Origin of the sequence: Corynebacterium lipophiloflavum DSM 44291 (genome assembly GCF_000159635.1) — a bacterium.
Taxonomy (GTDB): Bacteria; Actinomycetota; Actinomycetes; order Mycobacteriales; family Mycobacteriaceae; genus Corynebacterium; species Corynebacterium lipophiloflavum.
The window spans coordinates 232,456-259,080 of sequence record NZ_GG667193.1; the positions used below are offsets into that span (position 1 = coordinate 232,456).

Annotated in this window: 29 protein-coding genes and 1 tRNA gene; 14 read left to right on the forward strand and 16 right to left on the reverse strand. The window is 67.3% G+C overall.

Annotated elements, in window-relative coordinates; genetic code table 11:
• Positions 1–26 precede the first annotated feature (26 nt).
• Positions 27–197 (forward strand): DUF4236 domain-containing protein, encoded by a 171-nt coding sequence (locus HMPREF0298_RS11835; protein WP_006840589.1) that lies wholly within the window; start codon positions 27–29, stop codon positions 195–197.
• Positions 198–210: 13 nt separating this feature from the next.
• Here HMPREF0298_RS11835 and HMPREF0298_RS07700 read toward each other — a convergent pair whose 3' ends face one another.
• Positions 211–1,098: an HhH-GPD family protein gene (locus HMPREF0298_RS07700; RefSeq protein ID WP_006840590.1), complete on the reverse strand. Its 888-nt coding sequence runs from the start codon at positions 1,096–1,098 to the stop codon at positions 211–213.
• Between HMPREF0298_RS07700 and HMPREF0298_RS07705 the strand changes: the two genes are divergently transcribed.
• Positions 1,097–1,717 (forward strand): carbonic anhydrase, encoded by a 621-nt coding sequence (locus HMPREF0298_RS07705; protein WP_006840591.1) that lies wholly within the window; start codon positions 1,097–1,099, stop codon positions 1,715–1,717. The genes HMPREF0298_RS07700 and HMPREF0298_RS07705 overlap by 2 nt on opposite strands.
• An 11-nt stretch (positions 1,718–1,728) precedes the next feature.
• Positions 1,729–2,436, forward strand: a complete 708-nt coding sequence (locus HMPREF0298_RS07710) for a hypothetical protein (protein ID WP_006840592.1) — start codon at positions 1,729–1,731, stop codon at positions 2,434–2,436.
• On the opposite strand, the gene disA is transcribed toward HMPREF0298_RS07710, so the two are convergent.
• From disA to HMPREF0298_RS07725, 3 genes are all read right to left on the reverse strand, one after another.
• The gene (gene disA, locus HMPREF0298_RS07715) at positions 2,433–3,494 is read right to left on the reverse strand and encodes a DNA integrity scanning diadenylate cyclase DisA (protein WP_006840593.1); all 1,062 of its coding nucleotides are present in this window, start codon (positions 3,492–3,494) and stop codon (positions 2,433–2,435) included. The two genes, HMPREF0298_RS07710 and disA, sit on opposite strands and share 4 nt — an antisense overlap.
• Before the next feature lie 11 nt (positions 3,495–3,505).
• The gene (gene radA / locus HMPREF0298_RS07720) at positions 3,506–4,885 is read right to left on the reverse strand and encodes a DNA repair protein RadA (RefSeq protein ID WP_006840594.1); all 1,380 of its coding nucleotides are present in this window, start codon (positions 4,883–4,885) and stop codon (positions 3,506–3,508) included.
• A gap of 110 nt (positions 4,886–4,995) precedes the next feature.
• Positions 4,996–5,562, reverse strand: a complete 567-nt coding sequence (locus HMPREF0298_RS07725; protein ID WP_006840595.1) for a hypothetical protein — start codon at positions 5,560–5,562, stop codon at positions 4,996–4,998.
• A gap of 195 nt (positions 5,563–5,757) precedes the next feature.
• Here HMPREF0298_RS07725 and HMPREF0298_RS07730 point away from each other — a divergent pair, with 195 nt between their 5' ends.
• Genes HMPREF0298_RS07730 through rlmB form a run of 5 tightly spaced genes read left to right on the forward strand, consistent with a single transcriptional unit; the run spans position 5,758 to position 9,998 of the window.
• A complete protein-coding gene (locus HMPREF0298_RS07730; protein ID WP_006840596.1) occupies positions 5,758–6,372 on the forward strand; it encodes a CarD family transcriptional regulator in 615 nt (204 codons plus the stop codon).
• Complete coding sequence (ispD, locus tag HMPREF0298_RS07735; protein WP_006840597.1) at positions 6,373–7,110, forward strand: 2-C-methyl-D-erythritol 4-phosphate cytidylyltransferase; 738 nt, start codon at positions 6,373–6,375, stop codon at positions 7,108–7,110.
• A gap of 3 nt (positions 7,111–7,113) precedes the next feature.
• Positions 7,114–7,611 (forward strand): 2-C-methyl-D-erythritol 2,4-cyclodiphosphate synthase, encoded by a 498-nt coding sequence (ispF, locus tag HMPREF0298_RS07740; RefSeq protein ID WP_006840598.1) that lies wholly within the window; start codon positions 7,114–7,116, stop codon positions 7,609–7,611.
• Between the two features lie 10 nt (positions 7,612–7,621).
• On the forward strand, positions 7,622–9,037 hold the full coding sequence (cysS, locus tag HMPREF0298_RS07745) for a cysteine--tRNA ligase (protein WP_245527471.1): 1,416 nt from the start codon (positions 7,622–7,624) through the stop codon (positions 9,035–9,037).
• 16 nt (positions 9,038–9,053) lie between these two features.
• Positions 9,054–9,998, forward strand: coding sequence for a 23S rRNA (guanosine(2251)-2'-O)-methyltransferase RlmB (rlmB, locus tag HMPREF0298_RS07750; protein ID WP_006840600.1), 945 nt, complete (start codon positions 9,054–9,056; stop codon positions 9,996–9,998).
• Here rlmB and HMPREF0298_RS07755 read toward each other — a convergent pair.
• Genes HMPREF0298_RS07755 through HMPREF0298_RS07770 form a run of 4 tightly spaced genes read right to left on the reverse strand, consistent with a single transcriptional unit; the run spans position 9,995 to position 13,305 of the window.
• On the reverse strand, positions 9,995–10,798 hold the full coding sequence (locus tag HMPREF0298_RS07755) for a CE1 family esterase (protein WP_006840601.1): 804 nt from the start codon (positions 10,796–10,798) through the stop codon (positions 9,995–9,997). The genes rlmB and HMPREF0298_RS07755 overlap by 4 nt on opposite strands.
• Positions 10,799–10,802: 4 nt before the next feature.
• Positions 10,803–11,645: a metal ABC transporter permease gene (locus HMPREF0298_RS07760; protein ID WP_006840602.1), complete on the reverse strand. Its 843-nt coding sequence runs from the start codon at positions 11,643–11,645 to the stop codon at positions 10,803–10,805.
• Positions 11,645–12,334 (reverse strand): metal ABC transporter ATP-binding protein, encoded by a 690-nt coding sequence (locus HMPREF0298_RS07765; RefSeq protein WP_006840603.1) that lies wholly within the window; start codon positions 12,332–12,334, stop codon positions 11,645–11,647. The genes HMPREF0298_RS07760 and HMPREF0298_RS07765 overlap by 1 nt, the downstream gene beginning before the upstream one ends.
• A 14-nt stretch (positions 12,335–12,348) precedes the next feature.
• A complete protein-coding gene (locus HMPREF0298_RS07770; RefSeq protein ID WP_245527472.1) occupies positions 12,349–13,305 on the reverse strand; it encodes a metal ABC transporter solute-binding protein, Zn/Mn family in 957 nt (318 codons plus the stop codon).
• Between the two features lie 88 nt (positions 13,306–13,393).
• Between HMPREF0298_RS07770 and HMPREF0298_RS07775 the strand changes: the two genes are divergently transcribed.
• The gene (locus tag HMPREF0298_RS07775; RefSeq protein WP_040422828.1) at positions 13,394–14,467 is read left to right on the forward strand and encodes a LacI family DNA-binding transcriptional regulator; all 1,074 of its coding nucleotides are present in this window, start codon (positions 13,394–13,396) and stop codon (positions 14,465–14,467) included.
• Here HMPREF0298_RS07775 and otsB read toward each other — a convergent pair.
• The 5 genes from otsB to thrE all read right to left on the reverse strand — a co-directional run bounded on the left by otsB (position 14,424) and on the right by thrE (position 18,868).
• Positions 14,424–15,185 carry a trehalose-phosphatase gene (gene otsB / locus HMPREF0298_RS07780; protein ID WP_006840606.1) on the reverse strand — a complete coding sequence of 254 codons (762 nt, stop codon included), beginning with the start codon at positions 15,183–15,185 and terminating at the stop codon, positions 14,424–14,426. The two genes, HMPREF0298_RS07775 and otsB, sit on opposite strands and share 44 nt — an antisense overlap.
• Positions 15,182–15,625, reverse strand: coding sequence for a hypothetical protein (locus tag HMPREF0298_RS07785; protein ID WP_006840607.1), 444 nt, complete (start codon positions 15,623–15,625; stop codon positions 15,182–15,184). Before HMPREF0298_RS07785 ends, otsB begins: the two co-directional genes overlap by 4 nt.
• Positions 15,622–16,908 carry an alpha,alpha-trehalose-phosphate synthase (UDP-forming) gene (locus HMPREF0298_RS07790; protein ID WP_006840608.1) on the reverse strand — a complete coding sequence of 429 codons (1,287 nt, stop codon included), beginning with the start codon at positions 16,906–16,908 and terminating at the stop codon, positions 15,622–15,624. The genes HMPREF0298_RS07785 and HMPREF0298_RS07790 overlap by 4 nt, the downstream gene beginning before the upstream one ends.
• 9 nt (positions 16,909–16,917) lie before the next feature.
• Positions 16,918–17,325 carry a hypothetical protein gene (locus tag HMPREF0298_RS07795; protein ID WP_040422830.1) on the reverse strand — a complete coding sequence of 136 codons (408 nt, stop codon included), beginning with the start codon at positions 17,323–17,325 and terminating at the stop codon, positions 16,918–16,920.
• A 61-nt stretch (positions 17,326–17,386) separates the two neighbouring features.
• Entirely contained in the window at positions 17,387–18,868 is a 1,482-nt protein-coding gene (gene thrE / locus HMPREF0298_RS07800; RefSeq protein WP_245527473.1) for a threonine/serine exporter ThrE, read from the reverse strand.
• Between the two features lie 114 nt (positions 18,869–18,982).
• Here thrE and HMPREF0298_RS07805 point away from each other — a divergent pair.
• Positions 18,983–19,055 (forward strand) — tRNA-Thr (locus HMPREF0298_RS07805).
• Between the two features lie 18 nt (positions 19,056–19,073).
• On the opposite strand, the gene HMPREF0298_RS07810 is transcribed toward HMPREF0298_RS07805, so the two are convergent.
• Positions 19,074–20,435 (reverse strand): MFS transporter, encoded by a 1,362-nt coding sequence (locus tag HMPREF0298_RS07810; RefSeq protein ID WP_006840611.1) that lies wholly within the window; start codon positions 20,433–20,435, stop codon positions 19,074–19,076.
• Between the two features lie 114 nt (positions 20,436–20,549).
• Between HMPREF0298_RS07810 and HMPREF0298_RS07815 the strand changes: the two genes are divergently transcribed.
• From HMPREF0298_RS07815 to HMPREF0298_RS07825, 3 genes are read left to right on the forward strand one after another with little or no spacing between them, the layout of a single operon-like run.
• Positions 20,550–21,257 carry a response regulator transcription factor gene (locus HMPREF0298_RS07815; protein ID WP_006840612.1) on the forward strand — a complete coding sequence of 236 codons (708 nt, stop codon included), beginning with the start codon at positions 20,550–20,552 and terminating at the stop codon, positions 21,255–21,257.
• Between the two features lie 4 nt (positions 21,258–21,261).
• Positions 21,262–22,644 carry an ATP-binding protein gene (locus tag HMPREF0298_RS07820; RefSeq protein WP_006840613.1) on the forward strand — a complete coding sequence of 461 codons (1,383 nt, stop codon included), beginning with the start codon at positions 21,262–21,264 and terminating at the stop codon, positions 22,642–22,644.
• A 34-nt stretch (positions 22,645–22,678) separates the two neighbouring features.
• Positions 22,679–23,422, forward strand: coding sequence for a MerR family transcriptional regulator (locus HMPREF0298_RS07825; protein ID WP_006840614.1), 744 nt, complete (start codon positions 22,679–22,681; stop codon positions 23,420–23,422).
• A gap of 10 nt (positions 23,423–23,432) precedes the next feature.
• On the opposite strand, the gene HMPREF0298_RS07830 is transcribed toward HMPREF0298_RS07825, so the two are convergent.
• Complete coding sequence (locus HMPREF0298_RS07830) at positions 23,433–23,858, reverse strand: HIT family protein (protein WP_006840615.1); 426 nt, start codon at positions 23,856–23,858, stop codon at positions 23,433–23,435.
• Positions 23,859–23,889: 31 nt separating this feature from the next.
• Between HMPREF0298_RS07830 and purD the strand changes: the two genes are divergently transcribed.
• A complete protein-coding gene (gene purD / locus HMPREF0298_RS07835; protein WP_040422838.1) occupies positions 23,890–25,137 on the forward strand; it encodes a phosphoribosylamine--glycine ligase in 1,248 nt (415 codons plus the stop codon).
• Positions 25,138–25,147: 10 nt separating this feature from the next.
• Here the strand turns inward: purD and HMPREF0298_RS07840 are convergent, their stop codons facing one another.
• Positions 25,148–26,605, reverse strand: coding sequence for an HNH endonuclease signature motif containing protein (locus tag HMPREF0298_RS07840; protein ID WP_006840617.1), 1,458 nt, complete (start codon positions 26,603–26,605; stop codon positions 25,148–25,150).
• Positions 26,606–26,625 lie beyond the last annotated feature (20 nt).

Here is a 26,625-nt window from a genome sequence, read left to right on the forward strand (position 1 = left end):
CCCGCGGGTGCCGATAAGATTGCGCCATGGGACTCTACTACCGAAAGAAGAAAAAGCTCGGCCGCAACTCCTGGCTGAACCTGTCCAAGTCCGGCGGGTCAGTGTCCAAGAAGGTCGGCCCGATCACCGTCAACTCCCGCGGCGGGCTGTGGGTGAATCTTCCCGGCGGGCTGAACTTCCGCGGCAAGTGGAAATAGAGCCGGCGCGCCTTTAACTGGGCAGCCGGAATGTGCCGTCGGCGTTCTGGGTCGCCAGGCCGTCGTCAAGCAGCGAAAACAGCGCGCGGGAGAGCTGGGCCGCGTCCGGCCACACGACGTCGATACGCTCCTGCGCAACGGGCCCGGGCGCCTCGCGCAGCACCTTCATGATTTTGCCGCGCACCTGGCGGTCTGTGCCGGCGAACTTTTGCACTATCTTGCGCTTGAGCTCCGCCTCGCTCGGCGCGGGCTTGCCGGCGGCGACCCACGCGCACTGCCTTTCCAAGGGACAAGATCCGCACTCCGGGTTCGTCGCGGTGCACACAAGTGCGCCGAGCTCCATCAGCCCGGCGGAGAACACCGGCCCGTCCTGCGCCGGCAGTAGCGCCGCAACATCGGCGATTTCGCCCGCGCGGGGTTGTGCGAGAAACCTGCCTTCGACGGCGCGCGCGTAGACGCGGCGCACGTTCGTGTCCACCACCGCGACGTTGGCGCCATAGGCGAAGCAGGCCACCGCCCGGGCGGTGTACGCGCCGATTCCCGGCAGGCTCAGAAGCGTATCGACATCGCGCGGCACCTCTCCGCCGTGATCCGCGACGATTATGCGCGCGCAATCGAGAAGCCTCAGCGCGCGGCGCGGGTACCCCAGCGAACCCCAGGCGCGCAGCACCTCGTCGCCGCTGGCGGCAGCGAAGTCGGCAGGGGTGGGCCAGCGCCTGATCCACTCCTGCCAGATCGGGGCGACGCGCGCGACCGGGGTTTGGTGGCTCATCACCTCGCTGAGAAGCACTCCCCACGCGCTCGTTCCGGCGCGGCGCCACGGCAGGTCGCGGGCGTTGGCCCGAAAAAAGTCGATAACTTTCGTCTGCATGTCCACAATGAGTGCCACAATAGTGGGCATGAACGAGCCCACCACAGCCACTCCCGCCGACGTGTGGGAACACCTGCTCGCCGGCAACGACCGGTTTGCCACCGACAACGTCGAGCACCCCAACAGCACCGCCGAGCGCCGCCTCGAGCTGCGCGACGGCCAGGCCCCTGTCGCCGCCGTGCTCGCCTGCTCCGACTCGCGCGTGCCCGTTGAGATGCTTTTCGACGCTGGCCTCGGCGACATGTTTGTCATCCGCACCGCCGGTGGCTGCGTGGACGCCGCGGTGTCGGGTTCCGTCGACTTCGCGGTGACCAGCCTCGGTGTCAAGCTGGTGATCGTGCTCAGCCACGAGGCCTGCGGCGCGATCGGTGCGGCACTGACCGCCGTGGAAAACGCCGAAATCCCGCTCGGGCTGCAGCGCGTGTTCGTCGAAAAGATTGCGCCGTCGGTGATCTGGTCGAAGGGCCACGGAAAGACCAGCCGCAACGAGATTGAACGCGAGCACGCCAGGATCACCGCGCGTCACCTCGTCGATCGCATCCCTGCGCTCCAGGACGGCACGGACGACGGGTCGATCGGGGTTGTCGCGGCGAGATACAGCCTGGCGGATGGCCGCGTCGAGACCGTCGCTACACATTTCGCGCGCTAAAGTTCACAATTGTGAACAACCAGCACCACCAGACCCTAGACAGCAGGCCGCTTCCACCCGAAATCTACACGCGCCGCCGCGTGGCCGCGCTGGTGATCCTCCTGGTGCTCGTCGCCCTGCTCGTGTGGGGGCTGACGGCGTGGGCCCGCTCGGGCTCCGGCGCTGGCGAGACGGCGGAATCCACCACGGCCGCACCGCCGACGGAACAGATCACCACAGAGCCCACGGTCCCGGCCCCCAGCGACGAAGAAACCACCACGGCGACGGCGACGACCACCGCCGAATCGTCCACTGAGGCAACGCCGACGGTCAACACCGACGGCAAGGAAACCTGCGAGCTGGCCGACCTCGACATTGAGGCGCAGACCAGTGAACCCAGCTACGCCGCGGGCGACCAGCCGGTATTCTACATGAAGATCAGCAATCCGACCAAGGCCGACTGCGTGATCAACCTCGACGACAACCAGCTGCGCTTCGAGGTCTACACCATGAACGATAACCAGCGCGTCTGGTCGGACGTTGACTGCTACCCGCCCGTCGTCACCGGCGAGGAAACTTTCGCGCCGGGCGAGCCGCGCTTGTTCGAGGCCCGCTGGTCCGCCACAGGGTCGAAGCCCGGCCAGTGCACGAATCGCGAGCCAGTGGCCGGGGGCGCCTACTACCTGCACGCCGTGGTCGGCGATTCCGCGTCCAACCCGGCGGACTTCACCATCCGCTAGGTCAGCCGCCGCAGGCCCTCGTAGATGTGGCGCGCCCACAGCGGGGAGACATGCTCCGCGTCCGCGAGTCGCTCGGGGTCCGCGCCGAGGAGGTCGGGCAGCGAGCCGAACTCGGAGACCACGTGGTCCATGAGGAAACGCTGCACCCGTGGCACGCGTGAAAGGGCGCGGTAGCCGCGCGGCACCACGTCATGCATCAGGTTTTCCTCGGTGGCGGGCAGCCCCAGCGGGCGCGCCAGCGACGCGGTATTGAGCAGCTCGGAATCCGGCAGCTCACCCAACGTGGCGAGCGCCGCGGCTACCTGCTCGTCCGAGGGAACCGTCGGGGAGGCGATGTAGTCGCGAACGAGCATCTCAACGTCTTCCTCGATGGAGCCGCGCAGCTCGGTGAGCTGCAGGGCGAGCTGGCGCGAATCGACGCCTAATTCAACGATGCCCTCATCCATGTCGTTTGCCGCGCGGGCCAGCATGATCTGGCGCTGCAGCACGTTGAGTACGTCGGCGACCGTGGCGTAGTCGTTCATCTCGGCGACGAAGAGGCGCTGGCCGGCCAGGTCGAGCCTGCTGCGGTAGCGCTCCACGGTGGACAGCGCTTGGTTGGCGCGGGCGGTCAGTACCGCTGGCTCGTCGAGCAGGTGGCGCTTGCCGTTGGCGTAGAGCGTCAGCGTGTTCATGGACGCGGACACCGACACCGTGGGCACGCCGGTCTGCAGAGCGGTGCGCTCGGCGGCGCGGTGGCGGGTCCCCGTTTCCACGGTGGGGTAGGAGGGCGAGGGGACGAGCTGGACGTTGGCCCGCACGATGCGCGATACGTCGCTGGAGAGGATCACCGCCCCGTCCATCTTGCTCAGCTCGCGCAACAGCGTGGGCTGGAAGTCGACGTCGAACTCGATCCCGCCGTCGCAGATGTGGGTGACCTCCGGCCCGTCGCCGAGCACGATCAGCCCGCCGGTGTGGCCGCGCTGGATGCGCTCGAGCCCGTCGCGCAGCGCTGTTCCTGGAGCGAGCAGCTCGAGCGTGCTGCGCAGGGTTTTCGGTTCAGAGGATGGGTCGGTCATGGTTGATCATTCTATCCTCCCGCAACGAGGGCGATGGCTTCGTTGAGCGTGGAGACTTGGCTCACCCGCATCCCTGGGATGTTGATCTTTTCTCCGGCAGGCGCGATGGCGTACTTGTAACCCAGGCGGGCCGCCTCCTGGAGGCGCCGAGTGAGATTGGGTACCCGGCGCAGCTCGCCGGCGAGCCCGACTTCCCCGACCACGACGGTCTTGTGCGGCAGCGGTCTTTCGTGCAGGCTCGACCAGGTGGCCAGGGCGACGGCGAGGTCGGTGGCTGTCTCGGTGATTTTCACCCCGCCGACGGTGGCGACGTAGGCGTCCTTGTCGTTGGTGCGCTCGTTGCAGCGCGCCTGCAGCACGGCGAGCACCATGGGTACGCGGTTGAAGTCGAGGCCGGTGACCACGCGTCGCGGGCTCTTGTTCACTGGGTCGACGGTCAGGGCCTGGACCTCCGCCAGGATCGGGCGCACGCCGTCCATTGCGACGGTGACCGCGGAGCCGTCCGGGGTTTTTCCGCGGTGGGAGAGGAACAGCCCGGAGGGGTCGGAGACCTCGCGGATGCCTTCGGCGGTCTGCTCGAAGCAGCCGACCTCGTCGGTCGCGCCGAAACGGTTCTTGATCCCGCGCAGCATGCGCAGGCTCGACTGCCGGTCTCCCTCGAAGTTCAGAACTACGTCGACGAGGTGCTCGAGCACGCGCGGACCAGCGACGTTGCCGTCCTTGGTGACGTGGCCGACGAGCAGGATCGGCACGTCCGTGGTCTTCGCCAGCGTGGTCAGGGCGGCGGTGACCGCGCGCGACTGGGCGATACCGCCTGCCACGCCCTCGACCCCGGGGGCGTGCATGGTTTGGACTGAATCGACGATGAGCAGCGACGGCTTGATCTGCTCGACGTGGCCGAAGACGACGTCGAGGTTGGACTCCGCGGCGAGGAACAGGCTGGGCTGCAGGGCAGCGGTGCGCTCGGCGCGCGAGCGGACCTGGCCGGCGGATTCCTCGGCCGTGACGTACAGGGCCTTGCGCCCGCCGAGCGCCGCCCACCGGGAGGCGACCTCGAGCAACAGGGTGGACTTGCCCACGCCGGGTTCACCCGCCATCAAAACGACGGAGCCCGGGATGACACCGGCGCCGAGGACGCGGTCGAGCTCGCCGATGCCGGAGGGCACGGCGGCGGTGAGCGCAGGGTCGATCGCGGTGATCGGCTGCGCCGGGGCGGCCGGGGTCAGGGCCTGCAGGTGTGCGGGGCTCGTCGCGCTCGAGGCAGCCGCCGCGAGCGGCGTTTCTTCCTGCAGCGTCCCCCACGACCCGCACTCGGGGCAGCGACCCAGCCACTTGGGTGAGGAGTAGCCGCATTCGGAGCAGGTGTGGATCACGCGCTGTTTCTTCGCCATGCCGACACTCTAAGACACGCCTAAGACATACACCGCTGCCAGATCACGAAAAACCGCACCTCGCCGTAGGCGGGATGCGGTGTGAGGGGGAGGCGTCGAAAAGCGAAGCTCTAGTGGCCCGAGTGCTCTTCGCCAAGCCCGCGGTTGGACTCGCCGGAGGGCAGCAGCGGTGCGGAGACCGGAGCGTCGACGGAGACGGTTCCGGCGTCGAAGGTGAACGTGACACCGACGGTGCCGCCGTAGGCGAACGCGTCGTTGTCGAGGGAGGTCTCGACGTACTGGATGCAATCGGTGTCAGCCTGCGGCAGGGCGTCGAGGCCCTCGGCGGAGTCGCCCACCACCGAGCACTGAGTCGGGATCTCGCGCGGGGCCGGGTTGAACTCGACGTTTTGGCCATCGACCTCAGCGGAGACGAGGCGGTGCGTGTTCATGGATGAATCCTGGTTGATCGCGGTGAACTTCAAGGCGACGCGTCCGTCCTCATTGAGCAGGACCGTTACGTCCTGGACTGCGACGGCGCCGTCCTCGCTGGAAACGCTCGCGCCGTCGACGGCCGCGACCTGGGAGGAGGTCTGCGTAATCTGCCCGGCAGAGCACGAGGCGAGCAAAAGAGCGGACGCTGCGACGGCGGAGGCTGCGGCCACCGGCTTCAGGGACTTCACTGTGATGTCCTCCATAAATAATCAACAGGGGGTTTCTTTCAGCTAACACTACTGCGTGGGCCCCGGATTTTCCCAGTTTTACGTCTGTGGTGGGGGCAACGTCATACTGCGGCGGGGGTAGCCCCAGCCGCGCCCCAGCCGCCGCGGTGCGGTTGGAAAACAGGTGGTAGGGTGGTGGGGTTGTAACCCCCGGTCCCGGCAAGGAGAAACATGGAATTCAAAGTCGGAGAAGTTGTTGTCTACCCGCATCATGGCGCGGCACGCATCGCCGACATTGAGGAGCGCGAGATGGGCGGGGAGACTCTCGACTTCCTCGTTTTGAAGATCCTCCAGTCCGACCTGGAGGTCCGCGTCCCCGTGAAAAACAGCGAGCTCGTCGGCGTGCGCGACGTGGTCAACGAGGCCGGGCTGCGCAAAGTATTCTCCGTGCTCCGCGAAACTGATGTCGAGGAGGCCGGCAACTGGTCGCGGCGCTACAAGGCGAACCAGGAGCGCCTCGCCTCCGGCGACATCAACAAGGTCGCCGAGGTTGTGCGCGACCTGTGGCGCCGCGACCAGGGCAAGGGCCTGTCCGCCGGTGAGAAGCGCATGCTGGGCAAGGCGCGTCAGATTCTCGTCGGTGAGCTCGCCTTGGCGACGCCTGTTGACGAGGCCAAGGCAGAGGAGATGGAGTCCGGAATCAACGAGATCATCCAGCGCCAGGTCGCGGCCGGGATCTCGATCGATCCGCGCGAGGACTTCGACGACGACGTCGACCTCGATGACCTGAGCTTCGATGACGCGGATGACGCGGACGATACGGATCTCGGCCCCGACGAGGCGTAGATGAAGCGCAGGGTCATCGCCCTGATCGCGGCGGCGGGGCAGGGCACCCGGCTGGGCGCGGCCGTGCCGAAGGCGTTTGTGCCCCTGCGCGGGCGCAGCCTTGTGCAGCGCTCGGTGACCGCGATGGAGACCTCGCAGATCGTCGACGAGATCGTCGTCGTGGTCAGCCCCGAGATGGAGGGGCTGGCCAGGGCCGCGCTGCCGGGTGCGCCGGTGCGCTTCGTCCACGGCGGCGCCGAGCGCGCGGACTCCATTTGGCAGGGGTTGCACACCATCGCCGACGATGATGCCGTGGTGCTCATCCACGATGCCGCCCGCGCGCTGACCCCGCCCGGCATGATCGCCCGCGTCGCCCGTGCCGTGCTCGACGGCAACCAGGCGGTGGTGCCCGTGGTGCCGGTGGCTGACACGATCAAGGTCGTCGACGGGCGGCGGGTGGCGGCGACGCCGGATCGGGCGTCGTTACGCGCCGTGCAAACCCCGCAGGGCTTCGATCTGAAGGTTCTGCGCGCGGCGAACGAGGCGTACCGCGCACAGGACGATGCGGGATTTAGCGCAACCGACGACGCGAGCCTGGTGGAGTGGTTCGGCGTGGATGTGCTCACGGTTCCGGGCGACCCGATGGCGTTCAAGATCACCACCCCGATCGACATGCGCCTGGCGTCGAGCATTACCGACGAGGCCGAGCCGACGATCTTCGAGGTCCCGGGCACAGTAGGAACTGTAGGAAAGGACTAGGACATGGGTAACCTGCGCGTGGGCACCGCCTTTGATGCGCACCAGATTCAGGCGGGCAAGCAGTGCTGGATCGCCGGGATCTACCACGACGGCGTTGACGGCTGCGAGGGGCACTCCGACGGAGACGTCGTCAGCCACGCAGTCGTCGACGCGGTGCTCTCCGCGGCCGGCTTAGGCGATCTCGGCTCCTTCATCGGCGTCGGCAGGCCCGAGTACGACGGGGTGCGCGGCCTGCAGCTTCTAAAAGAGTTGCGCGAGCTTGTCGACGCCCACGGCATCGTGATCCACAACGTCTCCGCGCAGCTTATCGCGCAGACGCCGCGCATGGGTGCGGTGCGCCAGGAGGCGGAGCAGGCGCTGAGCGATGCGCTCGGCGCGCCGGTGAGCGTCTCGGCGACGACGACCGATCACATGGGCTTTACCGGATCCGGGCAGGGCCGCGCCGCGGTGGCAACGGCGCTGGTTGAGCTTGCGGGCGGTCCCGGTCCGGCCAACGGCTAGACTGGCCTGCGTGACTTCCGGAATCCAACGCATTTTTGATACGTCCGCGCGCCGCTCGCGTGTTTTCGAGCCGGTCCGCGAGGGCCACGTCTCGATCTACCTCTGCGGCGCGACGCCTCAATCGTCGCCGCACATCGGTCACCTGCGTTCCGGCGTTGCCTTCGACATCGTGCGCCGCTGGTTTCTGGCCAAGGGCTACGACGTGGCGTTCGTGCGCAACGTCACCGACATCGACGACAAAATCCTGGCCAAGGCGGCCGAAAACGGCCGCCCCTGGTGGGAGTGGGTGTCCACCTACGAGCGCGAGTTCACCCGCGCCTACAACCTGCTCGGAGTGCTCCCGCCGTCGGTGGAACCGCGGGCGACGGGGCATGTGACCCAGATGGTCGACTACATGCGCCGGCTGATCGACAACGGCTTTGCCTACGAGGCCGCCGGTTCCGTCTACTTCGACGTCGCCGCGTGGGTGCGCGCTGAAGGCAGCGACTACGGCTCGATCTCGGGCAACCGGGTCGAGGAGATGGAGCCGGGCGAGCCCGACAACCGGGGCAAGCGCGGCCCTCACGACTTCGCGCTGTGGAAGGCCGCGAAGCCGGGGGAGCCAAGCTGGCCGACGCCGTGGGGCGAGGGCCGCCCGGGCTGGCACATCGAGTGCTCGGCCATGGCCACCTGGTACCTCGGCGGCTCCTTCGACATCCACGCCGGGGGCCTCGACCTGCAGTTCCCGCACCACGAAAACGAGCAGGCGCAGTCTCACGCCGCCGGCGACGGGTTCGCCACCTACTGGATGCACAACCACTGGGTGACCATGGCCGGGGAAAAGATGTCGAAGTCTTTAGGCAACGTGCTCTCGATCGACAACATGCTTTCCACCGTGCGCCCGGTGGAGCTGCGCTACTACTTAGGTTCCGCCCATTACCGCAGCGTGCTGGAGTACTCCCCGGAGGCCCTGAGCGAGGCCGCCGCCGGCTACCGCCGCATCGAGGACTTCGTCGCCCGCGCCGGCACCCCGGAAAAGACGACGTGGACCCCGCAGTTTGAGCAGGCCCTTAACGACGACTTCAGCGTCCCGAAAGCCCTCGCGGAAATCCACAACCACGTGCGCGAGGGAAACAAGGCCCTGGCCGCGGGCGACGGCGCACGGGCCTCCGAGATCGCGGGCGGTGTCCGCGCGATGGCCGCTGTGCTGGGCGTGGATCCCGGCGAGTGGGCGCGCGCCGCCGGTGAGGGCGTCGGGGGAGCGTCGTCAAGCGAGGCGGCGAACAAGGCCCTCGACGTGCTGGTCGCCGCGGAGCTCGAGCGGCGCGCCGCCGCGCGCGCAGAGAAGGACTGGGCGAGCGCCGACGCGGTGCGCGACAGGCTCGCCGCAGCAGGAATTGACATCACAGACACCGCCGACGGCCCGCAGTGGGCCCTGAAAAACTAAAGGAACGCAAAAACTTATGGCGAAACCGTACCAGCGACCCGACGTGATCAAGACGTCGAAGAAGGGCGCCACGAAGGGCTCCGGAGGCCAGCGCCGCCGCGGCCTGGAAGGCAAGAAGGCCACCCCGAAGGCGGAGGACCGCGTCTACCACTCCGCGCACAAGCGCAAGCTCGAGCGCCAGCGCCGCGACTCCGGCAGGCACGAGAAGGAAAAGGCGGACCTGGTTGTCGGGCGCAACCCGGTGGTGGAGTGCCTGCACGCGAAGGTGCCGGCCGAGGCGCTTTTCGTCGCGCTGGGCACCGCGCACGATGACCGTCTCTCCGAAGCCGTCACGCTCGCCAACTCCAAGGGGCTGCCGGTGCACGAGGTGCCGCGCCGCGACCTCGACACCATGACCGGCAACGGCCTGCACCAGGGCATCGGGCTGAAGATCCAGCCCTATAAGTACGCCGACGTGTTCGACCTGATGGCGGGCGTGAAAGACCGCGGGCAGACCGGGATGTTCGTCGTTCTCGACAACATCACCGACCCGCGCAACCTCGGCGCCGTGATCCGCTCCACCGCGGCCTTCGGCGGCCACGGCGTGATCATTCCCGAGCGTCGTTCCGCGCAGGTCACGGGCGTGGCGTGGCGCACCTCGGCGGGCACGGCGGCGCGGCTGCCGGTGGCCAAGGCCGTCAACATCACGCGCACCATCAAAGAGTTCAAGGACAACGGCTACATTGTTGTCGGGCTCGACGCGGGAGGCGAGCACACGCTTGACACCTTCGACGGCGGGGCGGACCCGGTGGTCATCGTCGTCGGCTCCGAGGGCAAGGGTATCTCTAGGCTGGTGCGCGAGAACTGCGATGTGCTGATGTCCATCCCCACTGAGAGCTGGGTGGAATCCCTCAACGCGTCCGTCGCCGCGGGAGTCGTGCTCAGCGAGTTCGCCCGCCAGCGCCGCGCCGCGGCGAACTAGAGCGCGAAGAACTCCCGGACCAGCTGCGCGCCGACGACCTTGTCGGTGCCGGGGCCGAGGCGGGGGTCAAGGCGCTTCCGGGCGGGCACGAGGTGGCCCATGCCCTCGATCGACCACAGCTCGACCGGTGCCTCACCGGCAAAGCTGTCGACACGCACCCCCTCGGCGGGCCGGGTGGTCACGTGCTCGCCCGCGTGGTTGAGCTGGGCGAGAAAGCGGGCGGAGTCTAGTGCGGAGCGCGCTTTCCCACGGTTGAACTCAGAGATGCCCGCCAGCCCGCCGTTGTAGGGGACGATCGGGTCCGCGGTGCCCTGGACGCAAAGGATCGGGGTGGGCACCCAGCGCTCGGTGGAGCAGATCATGTTGTCGTCGGTGGGCGCGGCGGAGCCGAACAGGGCCACGCCCGCGAGCGTCGCCGGGGCCTCGCACAGCATGCGCAGCAGCATCTGGCCGCCGTTGGAAAAGCCGCAGCCGATCACCCGCGCCGGGTCATAAATGGAAATCAGTGTCTTGAGGAAACCGACGTCGTCGACGCCGAGGGTGCGCGCCGATTCGGTCAATCCGCGCCTCAGGTCGTTGAAGTGGCGCCCGACGCCGTCGGGGTAGAGCACGGTGGTTGTGTCCGTGGCGAGAGCATCGAAGGTGTTCGCGGTGAAGTTGCGCGCCACGCTGCCCGACTGCAGTGACCCATGCAAAAACAGCACGAGCGTCTCCGGGTGCGGCACGGGATTTTCCCCGGTGACTTCGATGTAGCGGCGCTGACGGTCCTGGTGGTCCAGTGTGCGACGGGTGATGGACACGGGTTCAGGCGTCCATCTTCTGCAGCCGGGATGCGCGGACGCGCTCAACTACTCGGCACAGGACGTAGATGCCGAAGGAAATAAATGCCACGGTCACGCTGATCGGGATGCCGGGTGCCAGGGAAAGGATCAGCCCGCCGACGGCCGCGGCCTGGGCGAACACCACCAACCATGCGATCGCCGCGACGGGGTTGTCCGTGATCGCGACCGCGGACGCTCCCGGGGTGATCAGCAAAGACATGACCAGCAGCGCGCCGACGACCTGCACCGCCTGGGCGGAGGCAATGCCCAGCAGCGTACCGAACGCGACGGCGAAGAAACGCACCCGCACGCCCGTCGCGGCGGCCATTGACGGGTCCACGGAGGCGAACATCAGCGGGCGCCACAACACGGTGATGGCCACCACGATGACCACCGTCGAGACGGCGAGCACGACCAGGTTCATGTTGCTCACCCCGGCAACCTGGCCGGTGAGAAGGCCCAGCGCCACCGTGGAGTTGCCGGGGTAGAGGTAGATGCACAGCACGGAAACTCCCATGCCGAAGCTCATCACCGCGCCCACTGCGGAATCGTTGCCGCCGCGAAGGCCCAGCATGACAAACACGATCGCAGCCGTGACCGATCCCGCCACCGCGCCGAGCGACAAGTTCACGCTGGCGACCAGTGCGATTGCCGCGCCCATCAGCGCCAGCTCGGAGGTGGCGTGCACGGCGAACGCCATTTGGCGGATCACCACCAGGGGCGCGAGCACGCCGGAGAGGAACCCCAAGAGCGCGCACGCGATCAGCGAGGCGATGACAAAATCAAACGACAACAGGTGCGCCGTCTGCGCGATGAACTGCTGCATTAAACGATCACCGTTCTCCCGCGCACGGTAACGACATCAACACGCGTGCCGTAGAGCTCGCTGAGCACGTCCGTGCGTAGCACCTCATGCGCCGGGCCGACGACATGGCCGTTGGGGCCGAGGTAGAGCACCTTGTCGACGACCTCGAGCACGGGGTCGATCGAGTGGGTCACCATCACGATCGCCGCGGGCGACGCCGCTAGCCGACGCACCGTTTCGCGTTGGCGGGAGGCGTCGAGCGAGAGCAGGGGCTCGTCGGCAAGCACGAGCTCGGGGTTATTGGCGAAGGCCTGGGCCTGGCGCACCAATTGCTGCTGGCCGCCTGAAAGGATGCCCACGCGGGCGTTGGCGAGGTGGGACGCGCCGACGTTGGCGAGCGCGGCGTCGACTTCGGCGCGGCTCGCGGCGCGCTTTGTCACCACCCCGTGGCGCAGCGTGAGGGAAACTACATCGCGCGCGCGGACTGGCATGTGTGGCGGGAACATCCGCTGCTGCGGGATAAAACCGACGCGCTCGGGCAGCTCGACGGTTCCGCTCGTCGGGCGGCGGATGCCGAGCATGGTATTGAGCAGGGTTGATTTGCCCGACCCGTTAGGGCCGAGCACCGCGATGAACTCGCCCTGGTTGATCTCTAGATCGATTTCTGACCAGAGGGGCTCGGCGGAAAGTCCGGATAGCCGCGCAATCACTTCGGGAATGTTACCTAAAGATTGGCGAGCTTATCGGTCAACGTGTTCGCGATCTCGTCAAGGTAGTCGAAGAAGCCGACGCCCGCCTGAGGGGTCTCCGCGATGTCGACGACGGGGACGTCATTCTGCTCGGCGGCGGCGAGGATGCGGTCGGTCAGTGCGGACGGGGTCTGGGGGTTATTGATCAGCAGGACCACCTTGCCGCTTTCCAGCTGCGTGATCAGCTCCGCGACAGCCGCGCTTGACGGCTCGCTGTGGTTGAGCGTGGCATGGCGGTAGTCCTCCGGGGTGACGTCTTCGAGCGCGGAGTTCTCCACGATCGAATCGGCAATCGGGTGGGTCTGGGCAATGCGTGCGGCGGGTAGCGCATCAAGCTTGGCATCGACGTCGTCAAGGCGCTGGTTCAGCTCCGCGGTGTCCGCCTCCACGCCGTTGTCCTCGGCGGCCTCGGCGGCCTCGGCCAGTTTGTCGGCGACCTCGCGCACGACCGTGGTGTCGTACCAGATGTGCTCGTTCTCGTCGTGAGCGTGTTCGTCGGCGTGGGCCTCCCCCTCGTGGTCGTGGCCCTCGTGTGAGTCCTCCTCATGCGCGCGCTCCTCGCCCGACAGCGGTAGGGCGCTGATCACGTTGGCGGGGTCGGCGGCGGTGTAGATGGCGTTGTCGTAGGTGCCGCCGTTGGCGACGACGACCTTTGCCTGGGTGACCTTGGCCAGGTCGGCGGCGGCCGGCTCGAAGTCGTGCGGGTCGGTGGCGGGGTTGGAGATCACCGCGGGCACGTCTTTGCCGAGCACGGAGCCGGCGACGTCCGCCCAGACGGTCGTCGTGGCGACGACGGTGTCCGCTGCGGCCTCGGCCGGGGTGGCGGAGGTGCCGGTGGTGGCGGCGTCGGTCCCGCTGGTGGAGCAGGACGCGAGGAAGAGGGACGTGGCGAAAACGGCTGCGCCAGCGCGCAGGGACTTGGTTCCGGTCATGTGAGACATTCAAGCACTAATGAAAAGCGATTTCAATTCTGTGCAGGTTAGGGCGGCGCCGGCCCGCGGTGAGCCTACAATAGTAGCCATGTCACCCCGGCCCAGCCCCGCCACGAACAGCACTCTGGCATCCATCGCCGCCGAGGTGGGGGTGTCGCGCACCACGGTGTCCAACGCCTACAACCGCCCGGACCAGCTTTCCGACGAGCTGCGCGCGCGCATCCTCGCCGCCGCCGCGAAGCGGGGCTACGCCGGCCCGAACCCGACGGCGCGGTCGCTGCGCACGCGCCGGGCCGGTGCGGTCGGGGTGGTGCTCACGGAACACCTGCACTACGCCTTCGAGGACCGGGCCAGCGTGGACTTCCTCGCGGGCCTGGCGCGCCAGACCGATTTCTCGCTGACGTTGATTCCCGCCGGCCCCGGGGAGAACAACCCCGCGCTGATCACGAGTGCGATTGTCGATGGTTTCGTGGTGTACTCGGTGCCTGCCGGCGACCCTCACCTGGCGGAGGTCCGCGTGCGTGGGCTACCCCTGGTGGTGTGCGACCAGCCCGCCGGGAAGGGCGTGGCCTACGTCGGCATCGATGACGCCGCCGCGATCGCCCCGGCTGCGCAGGCGCTTGTCGATGCTGGCCACACCCGCATCGGGATCCTGGCCAAGCGCCTGTTCAGCTTCCCGCGCAACGGCCACGTGCGCCGCGACGAGCTGGCGCAGGCCGATCTCCACGTGCAACGCGACCGCGTCTCCGGTGCCCTTGAGGTGTTCGACGCGGCCGGCATCACAGACGTGCCGATCGTGGCGCGCCACTTCAACGACCGCGACAGTGCCGCCGACGGGGCCCGCGAGCTCATCGCCACCCACCCCGATCTCACCGCCGTGCTGTGCACGACGGACTCGATGGCACTCGGCGTGTTCGACTACTGCGGTGCGCGGATCCCGCACGAGCTCTCCGTGACCGGCTTCGACGGCATCGAATCCGCCCTCAACCTGGGGCTGACCACCGTCGACCAGCCGAACGTCGCCAAGGGCGAGGCGGCCGGATCGATGCTGCGCTCGCTCATCGGCGCCCCCACCCCGCGCCCCGGAAACACCCCGCGCCAGATCCTGCCCACGCGCTTTATCCCCGGACGAACCGTTGCCGCGCCTCGGCGAGGCGATTAAGCACCTGCGCCATCTCTCCCACGCCCGAGACCCGGTGTTTCGCCACGGTCGGCTTCGGGCCCACTTTGATGCCAACGTCGGCGGGGCCGAGGACGCGCAGCGCCGTCTCGTCGGTGGTGTCGTCGCCGGCGAAGACGGTGGCGGCAAAGTGCTCCTTGTGCCCCCGCAGCCAGGACCCTTTGGACACCTCGATGGCGGAGAACTCCACGATGTTGTGGCCGCTGAGCACCGGGCGCCCGGGCGTTGCCAGGGCGCGGGCGCGGGTGAGGATGTCCTCGGCCAGATCCGGGTTGTCGTCTGCGAGGGCGGCGACGTGGATGACTCGCTGGTAAGGCTTCGATTCCACGAACGCCGGGGGGATCGCGATCGCCTCGAGCTGACGTGCAATGTCGTCGAGGTAGGCGCGGTCGGCGGGCGTGAGCTCGGGGGCGCCCGCGGAGGTTTCCGCGCCGTGGGAGCCGACGAGAACCACCGGGTGGCCCAGCCCGACGACGCGGCGCAGCCCGTCGAGGTGGCGGCCCGACAACACGGCGACCTGAGTTCCCGGCAGGGCCATGAGGGTGCGCGCGGCGCGCAACGCGTCGGGGTTCGCGGTCACCGCGTACGCGTCCGGGCCGAGCTCGCAGATCGTACCGTCAAAGTCCAGGCACACGAGCAGGGTTTCGGCGCGCGCGATGCGCTCGATCTCGCCGCCAAGCTGCGGTTGCCCGGCCGTCACAGCGCCATCACCCTGACTGAGGGCCGGTCGACGGCATCAGAAACGACGGTGAGAGTGGCTTCCTTGTCGTTGAGTTTGCGCACGTCGAAGGCAGCGCCAGGTGTCAGCAGGGCGGTGAGCTCATCGTGCACGTAGCGGGAGCCGCCGATGCAGCCGGAGGCGTCGGCAACTTCGACGTCGACAAGCGTGAGCCGCCGGTGGGTCTGCTCCACTGTGGCGCGCAGGGGAGCGCAGCCCGTCGAGGCGGTCATGGAATTGCCCGCGATGCGCAGCGACGCTTTGCCCGCTGCGTCGGCGGGCAGCTCACCCGGGGTACCGGGCTCGGTGTGCAGCGCCACGACCTGCCAGGTTTCGCCGGTGAGCTCGATGTTATCGGCGCCGCCGGCGCAGCCACCCAAAGCGAGCGCGCAGCAGGCGGAGACGATCACGGCCCTTCTCACAGCTCCTCCAGGAAATTCCGCGCCCACCTCGCGACGTCGTGCTCGGTCACGCGCGCGTGCATCGCCCGCATCGCGTCGGCGTCGCCGTCGAGGGCGAAGAGGATCGCCTGCTCGATCGACTCCAGGTCGAAGGGGTTGCACAAGTGCGCCCGGTGAAGCTCCACGGCGGCTCCCGCGAACTCCGACAGCACCAGCGCCCCGTCGCCGTGTGGGTGGCAGGAGACGTACTCCTTGGCCACCAGGTTCATCCCGTCCTTGAACGGGGTGACCAGCATGACGTCGGCCGCAGCGTAGTAGGTGCCCAGGTCCTTTTTCGCCACGGGGCGGTGAATGTAGTGGACCACGGGCCGCCCGACCTGGCCAAAACGGCCGTTGACCCTGCCCACGGCTTCCTCCACTTCGCGGCGCGTCTTCCGGTAGTGCTCGATGCGCTCGCGCGAAGGGGTGGCGAGTTGCACCACGGCGACGTCGTCAAGCAGGCCCTTCTCCAGCAGCTTTTCTACGGCGAGGAGGCGCTGCAGGATCCCCTTGGTGTAGTCCATGCGGTCGACACCGAGCATGAGGGTGCGGGGGTTGCCCAGCTCTTTGCGCAGCGTGACGACGTCCTCGCGCGCGCCGGGGCGGATCGCCGTCGGGTCAATCGAGATCGGAAACGCCCCCGTGCGCGGGCCGGCAGCGCCGACGAGGGCGCGGAAGTTCGCCTCGTCCGCCCCGCGCTGGAACCCCACTAGGTCGCATCCTTCGAGCCCGCGGGTGATCTCCTCGCGCCACGGCAGCTGCCGGAACAGGTCAGGCGGCGGGAAGGGGATGTGCAAGAAAAACCCGACCTTGAGGTCGGGACGGCGCTGCTTGAGCATTCCCGGAACGAGCTGCAGCTGGTAATCCTGCACCCACACCGTCGCGCCCTTCGCGGCGACGGATGCGACCGCGGCGGCGAAGGTTTCGTTGACCGCCAGGTACGCCTCCCACCACTGAGCCACGTACTGCGGGGCGACAATCAGGTCGTGGTAGAGAGGCCACAGGGTGGAGTTGGAAAACCCCTCGTAGAAGTTCTCGAAATCCCAGCGGCTCAGCGACACAGGGTGCAGCGAGATGCCCTCGAACTCGAAGGGCTCGACGCGCGCGTCCGGCTCGCCGGGCCAACCGACCCAGCACCCGGAGTGGGCGCGCAGCACGGGGGCGAGGGCCGCGACCAGGCCACCAGGCGACGCCTGCCAGCCCGACTCGGTGCGGTCGACCGGCAGCCGGTTGGCGACAACGACGAACTTGTTGTCCCCCGCCATGGCCCGCGCTTAGGCCTCGTCGCCGGCGGAGGCGGACTTTTTCGCGGCCTTCTTGGTCGCCTTCTTCGTGGCCTTCTTCACTGTCTTCTTGGCGGCCTTTTTGGTTGCCTTCTTGGTGGCTTTCTTCGCGGTCTTCTTCGCGGCCTTCTTGGCAGTCTTCTTAGCGGCCTTTTTCGTGGTCTTCTTCGCCGCCGCTGCCGGGGCCTCGTTCGTCTCGCCCTCGGCTTCGCGTGCCTCGGCGTACTTCTTGTACACAAAGCCCTGCGGCTCCACGCCGAGCATGGACATCAGGGTCACGCCGTCGAAGAAGTCTTCTGCGTATGTGCCCACGATCCGGCGGGCACCGGCCGCCGTCTGCTCCTCAACCGCGTGGATGGCCTCGGGGGAGGGGCGGGAATCGGTGATCTTGGGTGGCACTTCGGGTGTCTCCTTCATCCGGGGTGGGACGTCAAAACACTATTCTACGCCACGGCTGCTGTCATGTGAGAGGGTGTGTGAGCTTCGTGTCCGCGCCGCGTTTCGGCCGGGTCGCTCGCCGGGCGACGGTCTCCGCGCGGCGGATCTGCTCGAAGGTCAGCCGCCCGGCGCGCCTGAACGCGCTGTAGGGGTTGAACAGGCGCGGGCGGCGGATGCGGCGCGCCATCCACTCGCCGAAGACGACGCCGCCGGCCAGCGCCATGCACGTTCCCACCGCCACGATCAGGTTGGTCATGCCGACAACAAGCTGCTCGTTCATGATCGCGTACATGCCGCGGTACACCCCGGAACCGGGGAGGAAGGGCGTCACCCCGGCCACGGCGGTGATCACCGGGTTGATCATGAAAAAGCGGGCGATCAGGCCGCCGGCGAGCCCGACGACGATTGCGCACGCCGCGGTGGCCATGAGCCGGCCGGTGCCGAACGGCAGCAGGAAGACGTAGTACATCGCGGAACCCGCAAAAGCGGTGGCGGCGGAGACTAAGACGGCCGGCTTCTCGGCGAAGCAGGTCACCGCGAACGCTGCTGCGGCGATGGTGCCGCCGAGGACACGCGCAATGGCTGAGCTGAAGCTGGGTGCCCCCAGCATCGTTTCCAGCGGCGGTAGCTGGACGCCGAGCAGCTCACCGAGCGCGATTCCCGTGGCCACGCCGGCGACGATGCCGCCCGTGAACAGCAGCGTCTGAAAGAACCGCGCTGAGGCGGTGACGGGGGAGCCGGTGATGCCGTCGAGAAGCGACTGCACGAGCGTGAGTCCCGCGAGCAGCACGACGATGCCGGTGGCGATGACCTGGCTGGGCACGATCGTAAACCCGAGTTGGGCCGAGAAGTTGTGAAACAACAGTGCAGGCAGCGTCGCCAGGGTGCCGCCGAGGACGCAGTGGAAAAAGTACGGCAGGTCGTTGCGCGAGAGCACCTTGTTGATGCCCATGATCAGAAACGCGGTCAGCCCGCCGAGGCCGGCCATGAAGAAATTCCCGCCGAGCAGTATGGAAACGGCTGCGCCCATCACAGCCCAGCCGAGCAGGAAGCGCAGGTTGCGGTAGGGGATGTATCGGCGCTCGATGTCGTCGAGGATTTTCTCCGCAACCTCCGGCGGAGTGGCGCCGGATCGGATCGAGCGGATCAGGCGGTCGACCTCCTGGAGTTTGTGGTAGTTCTCCGACATGTCGTTGACCACGCGGAACACGCTCACAGGGGTGCGGCGGTTGACGCCGATGATGGTGTGGATGGTCATGGTGTTGACCGTGATGTCGATATGGCAGTAATGCAGGCCGTACGACGAGGTCACCGTGTGGATGGAGGCGCGCGCGTCCGAGCTGGTCGTGCCGTTGGCGATCAAGATGGACCCGATGCGTGCCGCAATGGTCATTACCGCGGCGACCTGCGCCGGGTCCGTCAGATCGACGGGCGCGAGCACTGACGGGGGAGGGGAGGTGCGCACGTCATCGATCGTCGCGACACCCCTGCGATTGCTGCCCAAGCTCTCTCGGAGCCTTCTTAACGCGTCTGCCACATCCGTCACCGTAGCCTGCGGTGGAAAATGCCGCACCCGCGGGATTGCCGCCGCTGCGCGCCGTGTAGAATTATTCGCACTGCTGGAGTGGCGCAATCGGTAGCGCAACGCACTTGTAATGCGTAGGTTGCGAGTTCAAGTCTCGTCTCCAGCTCAAGGTATGCCCGCCGCGCTAACTGCGCTGGTGGGCAGGGCGTTTCGGGTTGCCGCGAAACAGCCAGGCGCAGGCGAACGCGCTGGCCAGTAGGATCGCCGCGGCGATGGTGAGCACGGTTGAGTAGGCCATGTCGTAAACCGCGTGCGGGTGCGTTGTGGAGTCGTCGAAACGCGCGAGGATGGTGCTCATCAGCGTTCCGAGCAGGGCCACTCCGGTGAGCGCCCCGAGCTCGTAGGAGATTTCCTCCACGCTCGCCGCCATGCCTTCGCGGTGGGGTGGTGCCGAGCCGACGATTGCGGTGGAGGCGACGCTGCCGACGGCCCCGATGCCGGCGCCCACGAACAGCATCGCCGTGATGAAGACCGGGAGGGTGTGCACGGCCAGCGCAGCCACGAGGGTGCCGGTGGCCGCCGTGGTCAGCCCGCCCACGATGAGCGGGAAGAACCCGACGCGGTGGAGCACCATCCCGCCGATGATCGACGACGGCAGCGACGCCGCGACGATCGCCGAGATGATCGCGCCCGCCTCGAGCGGGCTGAACCCGGCGACGATGTGGAAACGCTGGGTGGTCAGCAGCTCTACGGCGGCGAGCCCGGTCAGCGCGAGCGCAGCGGCGACGACACCGCCGCTGAAGATGCGGTTGCGGAAGATGTCGAGCGTGAGCAACGGTTGCTCGAGCCGCGCTTGTCGACGCGCAAACAACCACGCGCCGAGCCCCGCCGGCACGACGGCCCACAGGTGTCCTTTGATGACCAGCGTGAACCCGGTGAGGGTGAGGATGCTCAGCAGTGTCGAGGCCGCGTCCCAGCGCACCAGAGGGTAGGGGTGATTGGTGGGGCGCAGCGCGGCGAGAGCGAGCAGGGCGGCCGCGACGATGGGCACGTTGACGAGGAAGATCGAGCCCCACCAGAAATGCTCCAGCAAGAACCCGCCGACGAGCGGGCCGGCCGCGGCACCCGCGGTAGCTACGGAGGCCCAGATGCCGATCGCCGTGTTGCGCTCGCGCTCGTTTGGAAACGTCTGCTGCACGAGCGCGAGCGTGGCCGGCATCATCACAGCCGCGCCGAGGCCGAGTGCGCCGCGCGCGGCGATGAGCAGCTCTGGCGTGGGAGCGTAGGCGCAGCTCAGGGAGGCTGCACCGAAGATGGCCATGCCCGTGGCGAACATGCGCGCGTGGCCCACCTTGTCACCGAGGGTGCCGGTGCCCAGCATCAGACCAGCCACTACGAGCGGGTAGGCGTTGATGATCCACAGGCCCTGTGCCTCGTCCGCACCCAGCTCGGCGCTGATGGTGGGCAGTGCCGTGTACAGGATCGAGTTGTCCAGCCCGATGAGCAGAAGGCCGGTGGAGAGGACGCCGAGAAGCAACCAACGCATTGCACGGAGTATACGGGTGGGGAAAAAGGAATCTCCCCCCAGAGGTCGTACAGGAAAGGTTCAGAATGGCGGGTTAGATTGCCTTCAAGAATCTACCGTTGGAGGAAAATACCCATGCCTGACATGAATGAGGGCGTCAAAGTTCTCGTCGTCGACGACGAGCCGAACATTGTCGAACTGCTCACCGTCTCCCTGCGCTTCCAGGGTTTCGAGGTGGAAAGCGTAAATTCCGGCTCGGAAGCTCTCAAGGTCGCCCGCGAGTTCCGCCCCGACGCTTACATCCTGGACGTCATGATGCCCGGGATGGACGGCTTCGAGCTGCTGTCCAAGCTGCGTGCCGACGGGCTCGACGGCCCCGTGCTCTTCCTCACCGCGAAGGACGCGGTCGAAGACCGGATCCACGGCCTGACCATCGGCGCCGACGATTACGTGACCAAGCCGTTTAGCCTTGAAGAGGTCATCACCCGCCTGCGCGTGATTCTGCGCCGCGGAAATGTCACCGCCGATGCGGATTCCGACTCGACCCTGCGCTACGCGGACTTGACGCTCAACGACGACACCCACGAGGTGACCAAGAGCGGTGAGATCATCGACCTCTCCCCGACGGAATTCAACCTGCTGCGCTACCTCATGCTCAACGCGGAGGTCGTGCTCTCGAAGGCGAAGATCCTCGACAACGTGTGGCACTACGACTTCGGCGGTGACGGAAACGTCGTCGAGTCGTACATCTCCTACCTGCGGCGCAAGGTGGACACCGGTGACGTTCCGCTGATCCACACCGTCCGCGGCGTCGGTTACGTGCTGCGCACCCCGCGCCAGTAGGTTCATGATCCGCCCCCGCCTGTCGACCCAGACACCGACGAGCCAAATCCCGCTGCAGAAGCGCCTGCTGGCGATCGTTCTGCTCATCACGATCCTCGGCATGGCTTTGAGCTCGGTGGCGGTCTACACCCTGATGCGCGGTCTTCTGTACCAGCGGGCGGACGAGCAGTTGCGCGAAGGCTTGGACACGTGGGTTGGGCAGGCTACCCCGTGGCCGTCGATGGGCGCGCCGAGCGAGTTCCGCCAGGCGGTGCGCTACCCGCAGCTGCCCGGGTACCACTACTACGGCTCGTACTCGGCGAGCCAACCGAACTTCAGCGAGCTCGAGGGCTTCCACGCCCAGACGGTGAGCTCCCTGCCGGGTTCCGGTGAGGACATTGAGTGGCGGGCGATGGCGCACGCCAACGCCGACGGCTCCATCGAGTTCGTCGCCAAGTCTTTGGAGGCTGAACACCGAATGCTCGCGTCCCTGGCTATCGTCACGGCCGGGATCGGCACGTTTACCGTGATCTGCATCGGGTTCGCGGGCAACTTCTTCATCCGGCGCGCGTTGACACCGCTGCGCGTGGTGGAGCAAACGGCGCTGGCGATCGCGGACGGCGACATGGAAAGGCGGGTGCCTGCCTGGTCGCGCGAGACGGAGGTGGGCAAACTGTCTTACGCCGTCAACACCATGGTGGGGCAGCTGCAGGAATCCGTGGAGGAGTCGCGCACCAAGGAGGAGCAGATGCGTCGGTTTGTCGGCGATGCCTCTCACGAGCTGCGTACACCGCTGACCAGTGTTCGCGGTTACACGGAGTTGTACCGCACAGGCATGGTTGACGACCCGGACATGGTGTTGTCGAAGATCGACGAGGAATCCGGCCGCATGAAGCTGCTCGTGGAGGATCTGCTTGCCCTGACCCGCGCCGAGGGCGCGCGCCTGGTCACCAGAGATGTCGACATGTTCGACGTCGTGTCCTCTGTCAAAAGCACTGCGCGGGCGGCGTTTCCCGACCGCGTGCTGACGGTGGAAAACGAAGCGATGAACGTGCCCATGGTCAAGGGTGACCCCGACCGCCTGCACCAGGTGATGCTCAACTTAGTCAGCAACGCGTTCAAACATGGCGGGCCCGATGCGGAGGTGACGATCACCTTGCGCGAGAACCTGGACAAGGTCTTTATCGACGTCGCCGACAACGGTGTCGGCATGCGGCAAGAGGACGCGGACCACATCTTCGAGCGCTTTTACCGCGCGGACACCTCCCGCAACAGGGCCGGCGGCGGCGGTTCCGGCCTGGGCTTGGCCATCACAAAATCCATCGTGGAGGCGCACGGCGGAGCGATCTCGGTGCGCACCGCGCCGGGCGAGGGTTCGACGTTCACGCTGTCGCTGCCGATGGTTTGACCTTGCCCCTGCGGCAACCAGTTGAGTCGTGACCATGCATTCCATTAGCGAAGCAGCCACCTGGCTGGGCGTCACACCGAAAGCGCTGCGGCACTGGGACAGCCTCGGGCTCCTCGTGCCGGCGCGCCGGGGTACCTACCGCGTCTACTCCGATGCCGACCTGCGGCGCGGAGCCGCGATTGTGCTTTACCAGTCTGCGGGGATGCCGTTGAGCGACATAGCCTCGCTTCTCGACGCCCCCAGCGACAACGCCCTCCGCGATGCGCTGCGCCGCCACCGCCGCGAGCTCGCGAGGCGCGCCAGGGAACTGAAACGCCAAGTGGATGCAGTCGACCAACTACTGAAGGAGACCACGATGGATAACTTGAGCATCTACTTCGGCGACCACATGCCCGCCTATCAAGACGAAGCCGAGCAGCGCTGGGGAGGCACCCCGCAGTGGGCCGAATCCCAGGCTCGTCTGAAGAGGAAGGGCGCCGCCGATTTCGAGAGGATGAAGGAGGAGCAGGACGTATTCGCCGCGGACCTCGCGGCCGCCCGTGAGGCGGGGGTCGAACCGCGTTCGGACGCGGCACGGGATCTGGTGCGCCGCCACAGGGCGTCGATAAGCGAATGGTACGAGGCAACCGCGGCGCGCCAGCTCATCCTTGCGCGGATGTACGACGCCGACGAGCGCTTCCACGCCGCCTACCGCGGGGAGCAGGATTATCTGCTGCGACTCGTCGAGGCGCAGGCCGCGGCGGAGGGGGTTGACGTGGACAACCCCGAGTGGGACTAATCTAGGCGCGCTAGAGTGCGCGGCCGTCCTCACCGACGCCGAGGCGTTCGCGCAGCTTCGCGGCGGCCTCGTCCATCTTCGCGGGGTCGGTCTGATCCGCGGGGATGACGTTGGCCAGGCTGTAGCCGCTCATGTCGTTCGCCGGGAAGACGTGGACGTGGGCGTGGGGGACCTCGAATCCGGCGATGAGGTAGCCGGCGCGCGCGGCGCCGAAGGTGTCGACAATCGCGGAACCGATCTTGAGGGCCACCTCGTTGACGTGGGCCCAGGTTTCCGGGTCGAGGTCAGTCCACTTGTCTACCTCGGCGACGGGCACGATCAGGGTGTGGCCGTAGGAGACGGGCTCGATGGTCAAAAACGCGGCCACTGTCTCGTCGCGGTAGACGAAGCGGCCGGGGATTTCCCCGTTGATGATCTTGGTAAACACGGTGCTCATGCTCCCCCAGGCTACCTGTAGATTAGAGCTCATGCGCATCCTCGTTATCGGCTCGGGCGGCCGCGAACACGCCCTGCTCCATGGCCTTTCCGGCCACGAACTCCACGTCGCGCCGGGCAACGCCGGGATGGCGACGCTGGCGCAGGTACACCCCGTCGATGCGGCTTCGCCCGAGGCCGTGACCCGGCTCGCCCGCGAAGTTGACGCCGAGCTTGTGGTCATCGGCCCGGAGATCCCGCTCGTCGCGGGGGTCTCGGACGCGCTGCGCGGCGCCGGTTTCAACGTGTTCGGCCCTTCGCAGGCAGCGGCCCAGTTGGAGGGCTCGAAGGCTTTCGCGAAAGACGTGATGGCCTCGGCGGGTGTGTTCACGGCCTCGGCGACGCAGGTCACCGCCCTCGACGAGATAGATGCCGCGCTCGACGGCTATGGCCCGCACTACGTGGTCAAGGACGACGGGCTCGCCGGCGGCAAGGGCGTTGTGGTCACCGATGACCGCGAGGCGGCCGCCGCGCACGCGCGTGCCGTGATCAAGGCCGGCAACCCGGTGCTGCTGGAGTCCTTCCTGGAAGGCCCGGAGGTGTCGCTGTTCTGCCTGGTCGACGGGGAAACTGTCGTGCCCCTGCTGCCCGCGCAGGACCACAAGCGCGCCTACGACGGGGACCTGGGCCCGAATACCGGCGGGATGGGCGCCTACACGCCGCTTCCGTGGCTGCCTGCCGACGGGGTGTCGCGCATTGTCGCTGAGGTGGTCGAGCCGGTGGCGCGCGAGATGGTGGCGCGCGGCATTGCCTACCAGGGTTTGCTCTACGCCGGCCTCGCCTGGGGGCCCGAGGGCCCGGCTGTGGTGGAGTTCAACGCCCGCTTCGGCGACCCGGAAACGCAGGCCGTGCTGGCGCTGCTCGAAACCCCGCTTGCCGACGCCCTCAACGCCGTGGCGACCGGAACGTTGGCGCAGCTTGGCCCGCTGCGCTGGGCCGAGGGCTACGCTGCCACGGTCGTGCTGGCGGCCGAGGGGTATCCGGAGTCGCCGCGCAAGGGCGACGCTCTGAGCGGCGACAACCTCGATGATCCTTCGCGGATCCTGCATGCGGGAACCGCTTCGCGTGATGGAGTGTACGTCTCCGGCGGCGGGCGTGTGCTCAACGCCTTGGGTGTCGGGGCCACTCTTGCGGAAGCGGTCGAGGCGGCCTACGCGCAGCTCGAGGGTGTCGAGTTGCAGGGTGGGTTTTTCCGCAGGGATATTGCGCGCGCGGCAATTGAGGGAGCGATCTCCCTCTAGCTGGTTTCCTCTAGGCAGGTCTGCGTTTGCGCCTGTGCGGCGGGTGGAACATCGGTGGGTCCGGAGCTTGACGGGACTCAATCTTGTGCTCCCGTTTCCGCAGCTTCGCCCCCGGAGATTGGTGGTAGGACACGGTGTCGTTATAGGACACCGTGCCGTCTGGTGATACGACCGCGATGCGTTGAGTATCCGGGCACTTTGCCACGTGGGACTTCCCGTTTCTGCCGTCTCTGTAGTCGTTGTTCCACGAGTGGTGCCGGCGACAGAGCCCGGCGAGGTTTAAAAGATCGGTTTTCCCGCCGTGGATATAGGCCAGGATGTGGTGCATCTCGGTTTCTGACATGGGGACGTCGCAGCCGGTCCACGCGCAGACTCCCTGGACGGCGAGCATGGCAATCCGTTGCTCTACGCTTGCCAGGCGGGTGGAGCCCAGGGCGATGGGCTCGCCGGTGACCCGGTCGATGTGGAGGATGAAGTCCTTGGTGCCACCCATGCCGAGGCGTACCAGATCGAAGCAGTCGACCTCGACGCCCGTGTTGGTCATGAACGTGGTGTGCCAATCGGCGTCGGCGAGATCGTCGAGGGTGATGGCGAGCACGACGGAGGCCGCGCCGCGGTTTTTGACCTGCCGGTCGCTTTCGAATTGGGTGATGATGCGCCAGAACTGGTCGTAGCGGCGCTGGGCGGGAGTGCGGTAATCCTGCTTGGAATCGGCGCTGATGTTGGATCCCGGGGCGGAGTCTGAATCGAGGAGCGCCTTGAACAGGGCCCAGTCGCCGGCCGTCATCGTGGCAGTGACGTCGTAAGTCCCGTCGGACTTTCTGCGCGACGCCCTGATGCAGCGCGAGGAGAAGCCCGCGTTCGGGTCCGTGGCGGGTTTGTTGGCCAAGTTCGCGCGGTCGACGAGGGTGCGGACGAACTTGCGAAGGTCGCTGACGCTGCGCCCAGCGGCCTCCCCGAGCGCGCGGGCGAGGATGGAGGCGCGCTGGTGGGCGGCCTCCTTCGACAGGGCGCGCAGCTCGTTGTCGATGACCGCCTGTTTCTCGGGCCCGATGCCGCGCGCGTCGTCGCGGGCTTTCTTCTGCTGCGCGCCGGAATCGCCGGATTTCTCCCGGCGCGGGGGAGTGTCGAAGTCGAGGGCCGGGTCGGGCTCTGAATGGGCGGCGGGAGGCGCGAACAGGTCGCGTCCGCGCTGCAGCCTGCGGAGGGCCTCGGCGCGGGAGAGATCGAGGGCTTTTTCGAGGTAGTCGTTGGCGTAAGTGGCGCCCACGCTGCGTCCCGCCCCGTCGGGCTCGCACAAGTAGGCGAACGAGGCGTCGATCGTGCCCTTGTGGTTGAAGGCTTTTTCGAGCCGTTCGATCTCGGCGCGGGTTGAATCGAAGGTGAGCGTCGAGGGGTCGTCGAAAAGCGAGCTGACCTCGTCCATTGCGTCGGCGATGGCGTCGACAAGCGATGCTAGCGTTCTCATTCCGGTAACCCCCTTTCTTG

Bases quoted from the DNA above. Each gene is read 5' to 3' on its own strand.
- HMPREF0298_RS11835 (WP_006840589.1), top strand. From the start codon at position 27: ATGGGACTCTACTACCGAAAGAAGAAAAAGCTCGGCCGCAACTCCTGG.
- HMPREF0298_RS07705 (WP_006840591.1), top strand. From the start codon at position 1,097: ATGAACGAGCCCACCACAGCCACTCCCGCCGACGTGTGGGAACACCTG.
- HMPREF0298_RS07700 (WP_006840590.1), bottom strand. From the start codon at position 1,098: ATGCCCACTATTGTGGCACTCATTGTGGACATGCAGACGAAAGTTATC.
- disA (WP_006840593.1), bottom strand. From the start codon at position 3,494: ATGACCGACCCATCCTCTGAACCGAAAACCCTGCGCAGCACGCTCGAG.
- radA (WP_006840594.1), bottom strand. From the start codon at position 4,885: ATGGCGAAGAAACAGCGCGTGATCCACACCTGCTCCGAATGCGGCTAC.
- HMPREF0298_RS07725 (WP_006840595.1), bottom strand. From the start codon at position 5,562: ATGGAGGACATCACAGTGAAGTCCCTGAAGCCGGTGGCCGCAGCCTCC.
- HMPREF0298_RS07730 (WP_006840596.1), top strand. From the start codon at position 5,758: ATGGAATTCAAAGTCGGAGAAGTTGTTGTCTACCCGCATCATGGCGCG.
- ispD (WP_006840597.1), top strand. From the start codon at position 6,373: ATGAAGCGCAGGGTCATCGCCCTGATCGCGGCGGCGGGGCAGGGCACC.
- ispF (WP_006840598.1), top strand. From the start codon at position 7,114: ATGGGTAACCTGCGCGTGGGCACCGCCTTTGATGCGCACCAGATTCAG.
- rlmB (WP_006840600.1), top strand. From the start codon at position 9,054: ATGGCGAAACCGTACCAGCGACCCGACGTGATCAAGACGTCGAAGAAG.
- HMPREF0298_RS07760 (WP_006840602.1), bottom strand. From the start codon at position 11,645: ATGCAGCAGTTCATCGCGCAGACGGCGCACCTGTTGTCGTTTGATTTT.
- HMPREF0298_RS07770 (WP_245527472.1), bottom strand. From the start codon at position 13,305: ATGACCGGAACCAAGTCCCTGCGCGCTGGCGCAGCCGTTTTCGCCACG.
- HMPREF0298_RS07775 (WP_040422828.1), top strand. From the start codon at position 13,394: ATGTCACCCCGGCCCAGCCCCGCCACGAACAGCACTCTGGCATCCATC.
- HMPREF0298_RS07790 (WP_006840608.1), bottom strand. From the start codon at position 16,908: ATGGCGGGGGACAACAAGTTCGTCGTTGTCGCCAACCGGCTGCCGGTC.
- HMPREF0298_RS07810 (WP_006840611.1), bottom strand. From the start codon at position 20,435: ATGCGTTGGTTGCTTCTCGGCGTCCTCTCCACCGGCCTTCTGCTCATC.
- HMPREF0298_RS07815 (WP_006840612.1), top strand. From the start codon at position 20,550: ATGCCTGACATGAATGAGGGCGTCAAAGTTCTCGTCGTCGACGACGAG.
- HMPREF0298_RS07820 (WP_006840613.1), top strand. From the start codon at position 21,262: ATGATCCGCCCCCGCCTGTCGACCCAGACACCGACGAGCCAAATCCCG.
- HMPREF0298_RS07825 (WP_006840614.1), top strand. From the start codon at position 22,679: ATGCATTCCATTAGCGAAGCAGCCACCTGGCTGGGCGTCACACCGAAA.
- HMPREF0298_RS07830 (WP_006840615.1), bottom strand. From the start codon at position 23,858: ATGAGCACCGTGTTTACCAAGATCATCAACGGGGAAATCCCCGGCCGC.
- purD (WP_040422838.1), top strand. From the start codon at position 23,890: ATGCGCATCCTCGTTATCGGCTCGGGCGGCCGCGAACACGCCCTGCTC.
- HMPREF0298_RS07840 (WP_006840617.1), bottom strand. From the start codon at position 26,605: ATGAGAACGCTAGCATCGCTTGTCGACGCCATCGCCGACGCAATGGAC.